The following is a 12,790-nucleotide window of genomic DNA, read 5'->3' on the forward strand; positions in this document are numbered from 1 at the left end:
GCGTCGGAGATGATCGCGTCCTCTTCGCCAAGCAGCGTTTCGAACAGGCCGCCATTGGCATCGAAGCAGGAGGAATAGAGGATGGTGTCTTCCAGGCCGAGGAACGACGAGATGCGCGCCTCGAGGGCCTTATGCTCCTCCTGCGTGCCGCAGATGAAGCGCACCGAGGCCATGCCGTAGCCGTAGCGGTCGAGCGCCTGTTTGCCGGCCTCGGCGAGTTCCGCGTTGTCGGCAAGGCCGAGATAGTTGTTGGCGCAGAAGTTGAGCACGCGGTCGCCCGAGGCGACCTCGATCGCGCCCGCCTGCTTCGAGGTGATGACACGCTCCGACTTGTANGCCGAGATAGTTGTTGGCGCAGAAGTTGAGCACGCGGTCGCCCGAGGCGACCTCGATCGCGCCCGCCTGCTTCGAGGTGATGACACGCTCCGACTTGTAAAGCCCGGCCGTCTTCAGGCCCTCGAGTTCAGAACGAAGATGGGAGAGGAAGCGTTCGTTCATTCAGACGCTTCCTTCGGCTCGATGCGCCGCCTCTGCGGGCAATTCGGCTGCAACCGGCGGGAAGCCGCTGCGGCAGAGCGCATCGAGACCTTCGAGATCCAGTCGCTCGAGCCCCAGTTTCGGAAGGATGTCGTTCTCGCCTTCGAAGTCCCGGCCGTACATTGCCGAGAAGATGCGGATACCCGATTCATGCAGGATCGCCGGGCAGCCGGCGAGGCGCGCGAGCTGCGCCGTGACGACCAAGCCAAAGGGGACATCTTCCGTCACGTAACGGCTGTCCGCTGTCGCGGGGCCGGTGCCGCAGTGGCCGGCCTGGTGCATCTCCTGGTTCATTTGCGAGATGTTGCTGACCGGCACATGGAACGACAGGTGGAAATGCTGGAAGATGTCGCGCACATCTAGTTGCAGTCTCTCGGCAACGGCCAGACGCTCGCGATCGAGCGTTTCCAGGAGACGGCCGATGTTGGGGGTGACGTTCTGGGCCTGGATCCAGCTCTCGCCGCGCTCCATGCGCGACATGTTGCCAAGCGCGATCCCGAGATGATTTTGCGGGTTCAGGTTCGAGAGAGCGATCGCCAGAAGGTTGCCGCGATCGACAAAATGTTCGCCGAAGAGCGCCGTGCAGACTGCGTATCCCCTGGCGCTCTCCGATGCCGGAACGGTCGCCAGATCAACCTGCTTTCGTATCGTGTTCACCTGGACCAGCGCCGGGCCGAGCTTCCTGCCGCTGACAATCGTCGTCCCCCAGGCAACGATCGGCACGGTTATGCCGCGCGCGGCCAGAAGCGATGAAAGATAAAGCGCTCCGAACGAGGTATGCGAACTGAAGATCACCAGCTGCCCGGCGGCAAGATACGGCGCGATTGCGTCCAGCACGAACCTGTGACCGTAGGCCGGCAGCGCGATGACGATCGCATCTGCACCGCTGACCAGATCTGCTGCGCTCTCAGCGACCGCCGGATCGAATACGCCTTCGACGGCACCCTCGGCCGTCAGGCTTTCTCCCTCGGTGAGCGCCAACGTACCTGTACCGGACGGCGACCAGAGCGTTGCCTTGTGTCCCAGTTTTTCAAGAAGTGCGGCGGTGCCAAAGGCAATAGAGCCCGCACCCGCGATACCTACTCGCATGTCGTTTTCCATTTTAACTGATATCGGGTAACGGGCGCCGCCAGGCGCCCGTCGTTAAGACGCTGCGGCTATGACGCCGCGTTTCGGGAGGGGATGAGTGTGGTCGCTTCGGACGGCCAGCCAACCCAGATGTCGTCGCGGCTGAGGCCTTCCACTTCGCTTGGGTGAACGAGCGCGTTGAGCAGGTGTCCGTCGCCGATCTCGACCTTGAGCGACGTGTGGTTGCCCTTGAAGACGCGCTGGCGGATCCGCCCTTGCACCCGGTTTGCCACGCTCGGTTCGTGCGCCGAGCATTGGATTGCCTCAGGCCTCAACACGACGTAGATCGCGTCGCCTGGCTTGGGAGACAGCGCGCCGGCAGAGGTCTTGATCGTCACACCGTTCCACCGCACCGCGGCTTCCCCAGCTTCGGCGCCGACGACATCGGAACGCAACAGATTGGTTTCACCGAGGAAGGTCGCCACGAAAGCGGAGCCCGGCCGATTGTACAGGGTCGCCGGATCGCCCATCTGCTCGATCCGGCCATTGTTCATGACCACGATCGTATCCGACATGGTCAGTGCCTCTTCCTGATCGTGGGTGACGAACATGAACGTCTTGCCAGTCTGTTCCTGGATCGCCTTGAGCTCGACCTGCATGGTCTGCCGAAGCTTCGCATCGAGTGCAGAAAGAGGCTCGTCGAGCAGGAGAACGTCAGGATCGGGTGCGAGCGCCCGCATCAAAGCGACACGCTGGCGCTGACCGCCCGACAGCTCGGACGGAAGTCGGCTTGCGAACTCCTGCAATTGTACGAGCTCCAGAAGTTCCGATACCCGCTTCTGGATCTGCCGGTTGTCGACCCCCTTCAACTCCAGGCCGAAGGCAATGTTCTTCGCGACCGTCATGTGCGGAAACAGTGCATAATCCTGAAACACGATGTTCACGTTGCGCCGGTTCGGCGGAACCTGGGTCACGTCGCGGCCGGACAGCAGGATGCGGCCGCTCGTGGGTGTTTCAAACCCACCGAGCATACGCAGCGTCGTCGACTTGCCGCAGCCGGAAGGGCCGAGCAATGTGACGAATTTGCCGCGCTCTATGTTGAGGTTGAGATTTTCGACCGCGACAAAGCTGCCGAAGCTCTTCCTGACATTTTCGAACTGAACAACCGGTTCCATCAGCGGATCCTCGAACGACGTGTGAGATATTCTGCGTAAAGGCCGACCACGGCCGTCACGACCAGGACGAGCGTGGCCATGACGTTGATCTCCGGCGACATGCCGGACTGTACGCGAGCGAAGATGAGCATCGGCAGCGTCGGGCGGTAGCCGCCGAGGAAGAAGGTGCGGACGAAGTCATCGCTCGACAGCAGGAGACAGAAGATCATGCCGCCGAATATGGCCGGCCCCAGGTAAGGAAGGGTGACGCGGAAAAAGGTGACGATGCTGTCCGCACCGAGATCACGCGCGGCGTCGACCAGATTGCCCGGCATCGAACGCAGTCGCGTCAGCACCATGACCACAACGAAGGGCACGGCATGGACGACGTGGCCGAGAATGATGGCCACTGTCCCTGTCGGAAGATCTATGGTCGTGATGAAAATGCGCAGCGAGATCGCCGAGATCATACCCGGCACGACGGCCGGCAGGCAGGCCACGGCGAAGGCCACGTATTGAGCGGCACCGCGCAGCGATCCGATCAACATCGCGATCCAGACCCCGATCACCGTTGCGATGGCTGTCGTCGCCGCGGCGATCATGATGGTGTAAAGGCAGGCGTCCAGGAACTGCTTGTCCTGAATAACCTTGGCGTACCAGTCGATCGTCAGGTTTCCGAGCGGGAACGAGATGAAGCTCGCATCCTTGAAGCTGACCGCGACCATCAACGACAACGGCAGAAACAGATAGAGGACAAACAGCCAGTAGAAGGACTTGAGGGCCAGCCCTGGCCAATCGAGAAACACGGCGCGCATCAGAATGTCCTTTGCTTCGAGCCGCCGACGACCCGCATGAACAGCCCCACGGTTACGAGGGATGCAGCCAGCATGATCATTGCGAAGGCAGCGCCCGCCGGCCAGCGGCTGCTGGCACCGTGGAAGAAGCTGCTGATCGTCTCGGAGAACATGCTGGTGGTCGGCCCGCCAAGCAGGATGGGGGCAGCAAACACGCCCATGCAGGTGAGGAAGACCAACGAACAACCGGAGACGATACCGTCGCGCGAAAGCGGCAGCACGATGCGGCGGAAGCGCGTGAACGGCCCTGCCCCGAGGTCGGCTGACGCATCAAGCAGGGATTTCGGGATCTTCTCGATCGCCGAATAGAGCGGCAGCAACATGTACAGGCAGACCATGTAGACCAGGCCGAAGCTGATCGAGAATGAGGTGTAGAGCATCTGAATGGGGCGGTCGGTCAGCCCGATCTCCCGCAGAAGCACGTTGACTGCACCACGATTGGCCAGAAGCATGATGACCGAGAAGATGCGGATGATTTCGCCGGCCCAGAACGGTGCCAACAGCAGGAGCAGCGCTCGCGACCTACCCCCGGGCGAGACCACCTTTGCCACGTAGTAGGCAACCGGATAGACCACGATCAGGGTTACCGCAGTTGCAATCGATGCGTAGACGAAGCTACGCAGCAGCGGCATCCAGTAGAGTTTCTCGCTGAAGAACAGCGCGTAGTTGTCGAGCGTGAAATTCGCCTCCACGCCAGGCTCCGGCGGATAGCTGGACAGAAGACTGATTCGCAGCATCTCGTAGATGGGGCCGATATGCATCATCAGCATCCAGACAACCGGCACGCCGGCCAAGAGCAGGATGCGTCCGTATCGCCACTCGGCAACGGCGCCCAACGTATATCGATAGGCCGGCGAGTGGATCACCCGGGCAATGCCTGTCGAATATTTCATTTGAGCGGCATAGGCGGGGATACCGCCATCCGCTGTGCTTGTTCCCACGGCCATTGAATTGTCCCAAACCTTGACCCGTTGGGCGGCGACCAGACGTGCGTCGTCTTACTGACCCCGTCGCTACAACGGGGTCAGGGCCAGTCGCCGCTCTATGGTAGCTTAAGCCGCCTTCAGTTCGGCGACGGCACGATCAATGATTTCGTTTTTCAGCGAACGGTTAGTCGAGCTGAAGAAGGTGACACGTTCAAGTTCGTCCTGCGGCAGCGTCGACGCCAGCCGCTCCTTGTCGTTGAGCAGCTTGTCGACGCCCGAGATCGTCGAGCTGAAGCCGGAGGTGCGCGTCATTGCCGCTCCGACCTCAGGATTGGCCAGGATAGCATCGAACAGTTTGTAGGCGTTCTCGGCGTTGGGCGCATTGTTGACGATGTTCAGCGTGTAGCAGAACCCGTAGGTGCCTTCTTTCGGCACAGACAGCTTCACTGGCACGCCGTCCATGATCAGCTTGGCGGCCGGGCCAGACCAGGCTTGCGCCAGGTGGATATCCTCGTTGATGAACATCTGCTGCACTTCGCTGGCTGCGTCGTAATATTTGCGAACCATATGCTTGTGCTTGATCAGGAAGTCACGCGCCTCGTTTGCAGCCTTGCGGGCCTCTTCGGCCTTGTCGGTATAGGTGACGAAATCGCCATCGTGGCCAAGATATTTCATGGTGATCGACATAAAGTCGCCCGCCAGGTACGCGGTCAGACCCTCGTATTTCTCGTCGAACATGATGCCCCAGCTGTCGGCCTCCGGCACGTAGTCCGTATTGCGGACCAGGCCTTCGTAGCCAGCCAGGATCGGCAACCCCCACAGGTTGCCCTCGTAGCGCGCCCAGGCCGCGTCCTGATAGGCCGGATTCAGGTTGGACCAATTGCGCAGCCTTGCTGTGTCCAGCGCCTGCACCAGCTTCGAGTCGATGAACTGGCCATAGCGATGGCCCGCAACGGTGACGATGTCGGTGGTCGGATTTGCGCCTTCTGCCGTGAGCAGATTGTACTGCTTGCCCTGGTCGTCCGTCAGACGGATGCGCACCTCAATGCCGCTTTCCTTCTGGAACTGCTCGATGAAGTCCTGCGGCAGGAACTTGTCGTATGTGGTGATGTTGAGAACCGAGCTCTGCGCGCTGGCCGGCCGGATGATGTACGGCGCTGCGAGCAGCGTCGCGCTGCCAGCTCCCAGCAGCTTGAGTGCGTTCCTGCGATTGATCTTCTGCCCGATAATCATTTGTTCCTCCTCGCGCCTCCCAGCGTGACTTGATGAGCGTCGGTCCGTGCGTGGCGCAATGCCGGGCCGATCGCCAATCGCGCAACCGGATCGATCCGATTGCAGCCTGCACCTAGATAGGCGCAGCGATTTTGACCCGTCTAATTGTTTTTGAGTCTGCGTCTATTCCAAAAGGTTATAGGATTGCGTTCCCCTTCGCGGCGCCGGGTCCCGGTGTTTTCAAGCATAGCGAGCAGTCACATTGTCAACATCCGGTGCCGGAGCTAGGGTGATTGCAGGCCGCCCCTGTTGAGAGGTTATGGAATGAAGCGTGCACCGAACCTCCGACAAATCGAGGCCCTCAAGGCCGTGATCGAATGTGGTACGGTCAGCCGTGCAGCCGAGATATTGCATATCTCGCAACCTGCGGTGAGCAAGCTATTGGCGCATTTGGAAGAGGATACGGAACTTGCGCTGTTCGATCGCGTCAAGGGCCGGCTCATCCCTTCGGAACACGGGATGCGGCTCTACAAGGAGATTGATCGTGTCTTTGCCGGCATCAAGCAGATAGAGCGCGCCGTCGACCTCATCCGGCGCGAGGAGCTTGGGCAAATTTCCGTTGGCGTGATGCCGGCCCTGTCCGGTCCCTTCATCAGCCACACCAACAAGCGCTTTCTTGCCAGGTATGGCGATGCCTATATTTCCGTGGTGATCCGCAGTTCGCAATTCATCGTTGAATGGCTGCTCTCCAAACAGGTCGACATCGGCCTGATCAATCGCAATACGGACAACCCCTATATCGAATGCGTTCCCCTACGCGGCGGCGACCTTGTCTGCATAGCGCCGGCGGGCCATCGCTTCGCGGCGAAACAAGAGGTCGAGCCGGCCGACATCGATGGCGAGCCCTATATCGGCTTTGCCGCCGACAACCGCATCCGGCAAAAGATCGAGAGCACACTTGATGGCTACGGCACCCGCCTGAATTACATCATGGATGCGACCCTTGCGCCGGCGGTGTGTGAAATGGTCGCCAACGGGCTCGGGATTGCCATTGTCGACCCGGTGTTCGCCTACGGCCAGCGCGATCACCTTACGATCAGGCCCTTCCGCCCCAACATTGCATCTGATCTCAGCCTCTGCTGGCTTCGCGATACAAAGAATCGTCATCTCGTTGATGCCTATGTTGAGGCGACGCGCGCCACCGTGCAGGAAATGCAGCTCGGAATGGGTGTGACCAGCCAAGCGACTGAGTGACATGGAAGTTCTCGGGCAGTCGGCGGATCGCCGACTGCGATAAGGTGGGTCTTGCTTCAGACGAGTTTGATGAGAGCGACACCCGCAAGCAGCAGCACCACACCGGCAAGACGCAAGCCCGACACCGACCTTTGCGGGAGGCGGAACCAGCCGTAGCGATCGACGAATACGCTTGCGACCTGCTGACCTGCGACAGTGAAACCAACGGCTGCGGCAGCGCCGATCACCGGGATCGCAGTAAACACCGTAGTGACATAGGTCGCTCCGGCGAAACCGCCGAGCCAACCCCACCAGGGCATGGTCTGCACGCCGCCGATGTTGGGGCGAGGTGTCTTTTGCCTGGCGAGCGCTACCAGCATCACCGCTGCCATGGCGAGCGTGGCGACGAAGAACGAGATCGCGCCCACCGCAAACGGCGCACCGCCAAGCTCCTGGCGCAGCAGCGCATTGATCGCCCCCTGGACCGGGAGGACCGCGCCGGCCACGAGTGCCAAGGCGATCCATCCAAGCTTGTCGGCTTTGAGATTGTCCTTTCCGCCTTGGCCGAACACGACCATGCCGACACCGATGAGCACGACAAGCGTGCCAGCCGCGGCTCCGGCTCGAAGCCCGGTTTGCGCCACACCAAGCAGGCCGAAGCTATCGAGTGCGAGAGAAGCGAGCATCTGCCCGGCGATAAAGAGGCCGACCGATACTACTGCGCCGAGGCGGGGAAATAGAACAATCGTCGAGACGACGTAGACGGCCGAGGCAGTGCCTCCGATGAGATGCCACCACTCCGCCTGCGGAACCGCGCCAAGCACGGCGACCGTCCCGGTGAACAGGGCGACGAGAAACAGCAAACCGGTGCCAATCGCGAGCTGGAGCGTGGTCGCCGCGAACGGTGATCCGACCGCTTTCGAAAGCTGCGCATTGGCGCCGGCCTGAACGGCGAGCAGACCGCCCGCAACCAGAGCCATTGGGACGAACAGGGTCTCCATGACGGGACCTCCTTGATGAGAATGACATTGAGCGTGGATAGGGAGAAAGGATCAGGCGCTGATGCTCTCGCGGGCCAGCAGCCGCGGGACGACAAGTCCGCGCAGCACAGCCGGGCGGGCACCGACCGCCATGTACCACCGGGCGAGATTGCGCGTTGCGTCGAGCGTGAGGCCGAGCTTGGTGAGACCGGCATGAATCCATGGCCAGGTCATCACGTCGGCAATGCCGTATGCCTCGCCCGCGATGTGGGAGTAGCGCGCCAGTTGCCCGTCGAGCACCCGGTAGACACGGTTTGCTTCCGCCTCGAAGCGGCCAATGACATAGGGGATCTTCTCCGGTGCGAAGACCTTGTAGTTCCAGAGCTGGCCCAAGGTCGGGCCGACATGGGCGGCCTGGAACAAAGTCCAGCTTTGAACCTGGATGCGCTCCGCATCGGAGCCGGGCAGGAGCACACCGGATCGCGCGGCGAGATAGGGCAGAATCGCGCCCGACTCGAAGACGGTGCGATCCTGATCCGGATCGACGATAACCGGTATCTTGTTGTTGGGATTGAGGGCCAGGAACTCCGGTGTCCTCTGCTCGCCGGCCTCGATGTCGATGACGTGAACATCATAGGGCAGTCCGGTCTCCTCCAGCATGATCGAGGCCTTGTGACCATTCGGCGTCTGGTAGGTGTAAAGTTGGATGGGGGTCATCTTGCGTATCTCCATCGACCGGTCCGCCCGATCGTGGATACTTAGTTAGACCGTGCTTTCTCGCAGCGCGATCTGTTGCTTTGCCGTCTGACACTGCATATTTGCACACCAGCAACGCGGCGACCAAACACCAAGGCGCCTGATCGTGAGGGGTCGGCTTTGCCGATCCGACCGAGAATGGGGACAGCGCTGCAACTTCGCTCGCCCGGTCCGCTTCCCTGTTGTAAGTTTGCGCAATCATGCACAGCCACCGCCAAATCGATTGGGAAGATCTCCGCTTTGTCCTGGCGGTCGCGGAGACGAATTCTCTGGCCGCTGCCGCCCGCGCGCTCGGCGTCAATCACACCACGGTGCTCCGCCGCGTCGGATCGTTCGAACAGAAATTGGGGGTTCGGCTGTTTGATCGCCTCCCGTCCGGCTACACGCTGACTGCCGGAGGCGAGGAACTGCTCGCGGTGGCGCGGCAGATGGCCGAAACGGTCACTGAGCTCGAACGGCGCCTGACGGGACAGGATCTGCGTCTGGAAGGCAGTCTGCGGATCACCACCACCGATACGCTCATGGCCTCGATCCTGCCGTCGATATTGGCTGCCTTCCAGCAGCGCCACCCCGGCGTCCTGCTTGAGGTGAGCACGTCGAATGCTCTGGCAAATCTCTCCCACCGCGACGCGGACGTCGCCATTCGCCCAGCCGTTGATTCCCCCGATGCCCTCGTTGGCCGCCGGATCGCGAGTGTTGCCTTCGCCGTTTATGCGGCGCCTTCCTACCTTCAGGAACGCGGTTTGGCATCAGTCGACGAGATCGACTTCGCGAGGGAACGCTGGGTTGGGCTCGGCGACGCGCTTGCTTCCACAAGCGTCGCACGATGGATGCGCGCGACGCTGCCGGCGCCAGCGGTGCTGCGTTGTGACTCGCTGGTTACGGCGCGCGAAGCGGCAGCAGCCGGCATCGGGCTTACCGCTCTCCCTTGCTATCTCGGCGATACGACGTCCGGCCTGATGCGCATCGGCCCGCCGGTTGCTGAAATGACGCGAGAACTCTGGCTTCTCACCCATGAGGATCTGCGCCGCACGGCCCGGGTCAGCGCCTTTACCGAGTTTGCAGGCCAGGCGCTCGCGAAACATCGCCCGCTATTCGAAGGGCACCATCCCGCGGAACGCACTCGTTAGACAATGCGACTGGCCCACTAGTCCGCTACCGGGTCCTTCCCGCGCTTTAACCGACCGAGCGCTTCGGCATGGAGCGTCTCGTTTGCTGCCATGAGGACTGTCTCGTACCGGTGCGTGTCATCCAGCGGGTGGCCCTCCCAGTCCGTAACGATACCGCCCGCCCCTTCGATGATGGGTATCTGCGGAAGTATGTCGTAATCGAACACGTTGCTCTCGACCAGGAGATCAACGCTACCGAGCGCGAGCAGGCCGGCAGCGTAGCAATCATGAGACATGCGCGTGAAGCGCGCCCCGGCGGCCAGTCGCGAGAAGCGCTCTTTGGCATCGGGATCGAACTGCTCCAGCGCCGATGTATAGACGATCGCCTCCTTGAGGCGGACCGAATCGCTCGTTTGGACCGGTACACCGTTGAAGAGGGTCGGGCATCCGCGCTGGCCAACCCAGCGTTCGTTTGTTACCGGCTGATCTATGATGCCAATGAACGGCGTGCCCTGATGCAGGAGAGCGATTTGGGTACCGAAAGCCAGCGAGCCGGACGCAAAAGACTTCGTGCCGTCAATCGGATCGAGCACCCAAACCCATTCCGCATCCGCATTGGCGGCACCAAACTCCTCTCCACGAATACCGTGGTCAGGAAAGCACGTCTCGATCATCTGCCGCATCGTCATTTCGGCAAGGCGATCGGCTTCCGTAACAGGACTGCTGTCCGCCTTGGCTGAGATCTCCAACCGTTGGCGGAAATAGGGGCGTATAACGGTGGCGGCGGCATCGGCCAGTTCGTGGGCGAATGCCAGAAACGCCGGCGGGCAGACGTGTTCGGCCGTCATTCTTGGACCTTCTCAGCTTGGGTTATGATTTTCTGCAACAGGCTTCGGATGGTTTCGACCTGCCTGTGGGCGGCCGCTATCTCCTGGCGCAGCCGCCTCTCCTGATTGCCCGTTCCGATCGTCGTGAAGCTTGGCGAGCGGGCGGGAATGAACGGGTCCCCGGCCTCGGAAGCAAAGCGGAGTGCAGGCGCGAAGTAGCCCTCCTCCTCTTCCAGCCCGAAGGCCAGGACCTGGGGCTTGTCGCCGCCAAGCAGCAAGAGTTCCACCAACATCGCGAGCATCGGCAAATCGCCGTTTCCAGACAGGCAGGCGAGATGCGCCCAACCGCCGCGGTCCGCCCGCACGAGGCAGTCCTTGACATGTACCTCGGTGATGTATGGCGCCTGCGCTGCCAGGGCCGACATCGGTGCTTCGAACGCATTGATCATGTTGCCGAAATCGAACAGGAGGCTGAGGCGCGGGTTAGCGACCGCCTCGATGATTTGGATCAACTCTGCTGATTTGAGATCCTCATGCTGTTCAAGCGTGAACCGGAGCCTGCCTTCAGGATCGAGTACCTCAAGCCGCCTGAGATCTGCGATCGTCCACGCAACGATCTGCGAGATACGCCCCTCGTAACGCGGATAGCAGCGAAGCGAGCTGGCTCCGGTCAAAAGCGCAATGCGCACCGCATCCGAGAGCCCGGCAAGCTCCGTCGTGCTGGTCTCGACATGCAATTCCAGGCCGAACTCGCTCACCGCCGCGCCAAGGGCGCTCAACGCCTCGTCCGGCATTCTGGCGAGACTTGCCTGCTCGCCGTCCTCGACATGAATCTTGAGGCCCGCGAGACGCTGCCCTCTCGCGAATTCAACTAGATCCAAGGGTTTCATGCCGCCAAAGCGGAAGTTCAGGTGAAAGGCATAGGCATGGGCAAACAGCGGCGCGCGTCGTGCCCGTGCAGCGAGCCGCGCGCGACTTTCGGCCGACAGCCCCTCTATCCTCTGCCTCCAGTTCGGACGATGCGTCATTTCCCATGGCATATCGGTCACCATCCCGGTTCCTTCACGAGCTTCGTCAGGCGGCAAGAACGAGTAGGTCGCGATCAGAAATGCTGACCTCGACCGGCGTGCCAATTGAAGGCGGCGGCGTGTCGGGTTGATTGAACGTATCGAGGGAGACGATCTGACCGGCAACCGCGACACGGATGCGGATTACCGACCCCAGGAAATGCACCTCCGCAATATGGCCGGAGAGAACGACGCTGCCCTCGTCTTTTCGCCCCAGCACCACTGTTTCCGGCCGCAGCGCCAGGCTCAACCGGTCACCAACCCGGCCGGGCAGTTCCCGGTTCAGCGCCACCGGGATATCCCCCAGCCCTACCCGCCCCGCGGCTGCGTCGAGGAGGCGGGCGTCGAGGAGATTGAGTGTCCCCACGAACTGCGCCACGAAACGCGTCGCCGGCCGATTGTAGATTTCAAATGGCGTGCCGACCTGATCGGCTATGCCTTGATGCATGACCACTACGCGGTCCGACATCGACAGCGCCTCTTCCTGATCGTGCGTCACGAAGATGGTGGTGATCCCGAGCTCACGCTGGATGCGGCGGATCTCCTCCCGCAGGCTCGTGCGTATTTTCGCGTCAAGGGCCGATAGAGGTTCATCAAGCAGCAGAACCTGCGGCCGGATTGCGAGCGCACGCGCCAAGGCTACCCGCTGCTGCTGGCCGCCGGAAAGCTGGAACGGGTAGCGCTCGCCGAGTTTCGGCAGGCCGACCAGCTCCAACATTTCACCAACACGCGCGCTGATCGCTGCCTTTCCCTCGCCCTTTATTCGCAGGCCGAACCCGATGTTCTGCTCAACCGTAAGATTGGGAAAAAGTGCATAGGCCTGGAACACCATCCCGATGTTGCGACGGTTGGCAGCCAGGCCGCTTACATCGCGCCCGTCGATGCAAATCGCGCCGGACGTCGGCGTCTCGAACCCGGCGACCATACGCAGGACCGTGGTCTTGCCGCAGCCGGAAGGCCCGAGGAAGGAGATGAATTCGCCTTTCTCTATGCCGAGATTGAAATCCTTGACGACGCGCTGCGCACCGAAGGACTTTTCCAGATGAAGGATGTCGAGAAAGGCCATG

At 61.4% G+C, this 12,790-nt stretch carries 13 protein-coding genes and 1 pseudogene; 2 read left to right on the forward strand and 12 right to left on the reverse strand.

The window, feature by feature from the left end:
* The 7 genes and pseudogenes from ASE60_RS33585 to ASE60_RS09880 all read right to left on the reverse strand — a co-directional run.
* Positions 1–335, reverse strand: a 335-nt coding sequence (locus tag ASE60_RS33585) for an aminotransferase class I/II-fold pyridoxal phosphate-dependent enzyme (RefSeq protein WP_156414623.1), incomplete at both ends; no start/stop codon positions are given.
* 1 nt (position 336) lies between these two features.
* Positions 337–498 (reverse strand): annotated as a pseudogene (locus tag ASE60_RS35370) (glycine C-acetyltransferase); the annotation flags it as partial.
* On the reverse strand, positions 499–1,626 hold the full coding sequence (locus tag ASE60_RS09860; protein ID WP_200964167.1) for an NAD/NADP-dependent octopine/nopaline dehydrogenase family protein: 1,128 nt from the start codon (positions 1,624–1,626) through the stop codon (positions 499–501). It lies immediately after the preceding pseudogene.
* A gap of 68 nt (positions 1,627–1,694) precedes the next feature.
* Entirely contained in the window at positions 1,695–2,780 is a 1,086-nt protein-coding gene (locus tag ASE60_RS09865; protein WP_057249731.1) for an ABC transporter ATP-binding protein, read from the reverse strand.
* Positions 2,780–3,574 carry an ABC transporter permease gene (locus ASE60_RS09870; protein WP_057249732.1) on the reverse strand — a complete coding sequence of 265 codons (795 nt, stop codon included), beginning with the start codon at positions 3,572–3,574 and terminating at the stop codon, positions 2,780–2,782. The genes ASE60_RS09865 and ASE60_RS09870 overlap by 1 nt, the downstream gene beginning before the upstream one ends.
* The gene (locus ASE60_RS09875; protein ID WP_082615795.1) at positions 3,574–4,560 is read right to left on the reverse strand and encodes an ABC transporter permease; all 987 of its coding nucleotides are present in this window, start codon (positions 4,558–4,560) and stop codon (positions 3,574–3,576) included. Before ASE60_RS09875 ends, ASE60_RS09870 begins: the two co-directional genes overlap by 1 nt.
* Before the next feature lie 105 nt (positions 4,561–4,665).
* Positions 4,666–5,772, reverse strand: coding sequence for an extracellular solute-binding protein (locus ASE60_RS09880; RefSeq protein ID WP_057249734.1), 1,107 nt, complete (start codon positions 5,770–5,772; stop codon positions 4,666–4,668).
* A 303-nt stretch (positions 5,773–6,075) separates the two neighbouring features.
* Here ASE60_RS09880 and ASE60_RS09885 point away from each other — a divergent pair, with 303 nt between their 5' ends.
* Positions 6,076–7,005: a LysR substrate-binding domain-containing protein gene (locus ASE60_RS09885; protein ID WP_057249736.1), complete on the forward strand. Its 930-nt coding sequence runs from the start codon at positions 6,076–6,078 to the stop codon at positions 7,003–7,005.
* A gap of 56 nt (positions 7,006–7,061) precedes the next feature.
* On the opposite strand, the gene ASE60_RS09890 is transcribed toward ASE60_RS09885, so the two are convergent.
* Entirely contained in the window at positions 7,062–7,985 is a 924-nt protein-coding gene (locus ASE60_RS09890) for a DMT family transporter (protein ID WP_057249738.1), read from the reverse strand.
* Positions 7,986–8,036: 51 nt separating this feature from the next.
* On the reverse strand, positions 8,037–8,681 hold the full coding sequence (locus ASE60_RS09895) for a glutathione S-transferase N-terminal domain-containing protein (protein WP_057249914.1): 645 nt from the start codon (positions 8,679–8,681) through the stop codon (positions 8,037–8,039).
* Positions 8,682–8,920: 239 nt separating this feature from the next.
* On the opposite strand from ASE60_RS09895, the gene ASE60_RS09900 reads away from it, so the two are divergent.
* Positions 8,921–9,850 carry a LysR family transcriptional regulator gene (locus tag ASE60_RS09900; RefSeq protein ID WP_057249740.1) on the forward strand — a complete coding sequence of 310 codons (930 nt, stop codon included), beginning with the start codon at positions 8,921–8,923 and terminating at the stop codon, positions 9,848–9,850.
* 17 nt (positions 9,851–9,867) lie between these two features.
* Here the strand turns inward: ASE60_RS09900 and ASE60_RS09905 are convergent, their stop codons facing one another.
* The 3 genes from ASE60_RS09905 to ASE60_RS09915 are packed head-to-tail and all read right to left on the reverse strand — an operon-like array spanning position 9,868 to position 12,789.
* Positions 9,868–10,677: an inositol monophosphatase family protein gene (locus tag ASE60_RS09905; RefSeq protein WP_057249742.1), complete on the reverse strand. Its 810-nt coding sequence runs from the start codon at positions 10,675–10,677 to the stop codon at positions 9,868–9,870.
* Entirely contained in the window at positions 10,674–11,708 is a 1,035-nt protein-coding gene (locus tag ASE60_RS09910; protein ID WP_057249744.1) for a TIM barrel protein, read from the reverse strand. Before ASE60_RS09910 ends, ASE60_RS09905 begins: the two co-directional genes overlap by 4 nt.
* A 22-nt stretch (positions 11,709–11,730) precedes the next feature.
* A complete protein-coding gene (locus tag ASE60_RS09915; protein ID WP_057249746.1) occupies positions 11,731–12,789 on the reverse strand; it encodes an ABC transporter ATP-binding protein in 1,059 nt (352 codons plus the stop codon).
* Position 12,790 lies beyond the last annotated feature (1 nt).

This window comes from Ensifer sp. Root278, assembly GCF_001429285.1.
Lineage (GTDB): Bacteria > Pseudomonadota > Alphaproteobacteria > Rhizobiales > Rhizobiaceae > Ensifer.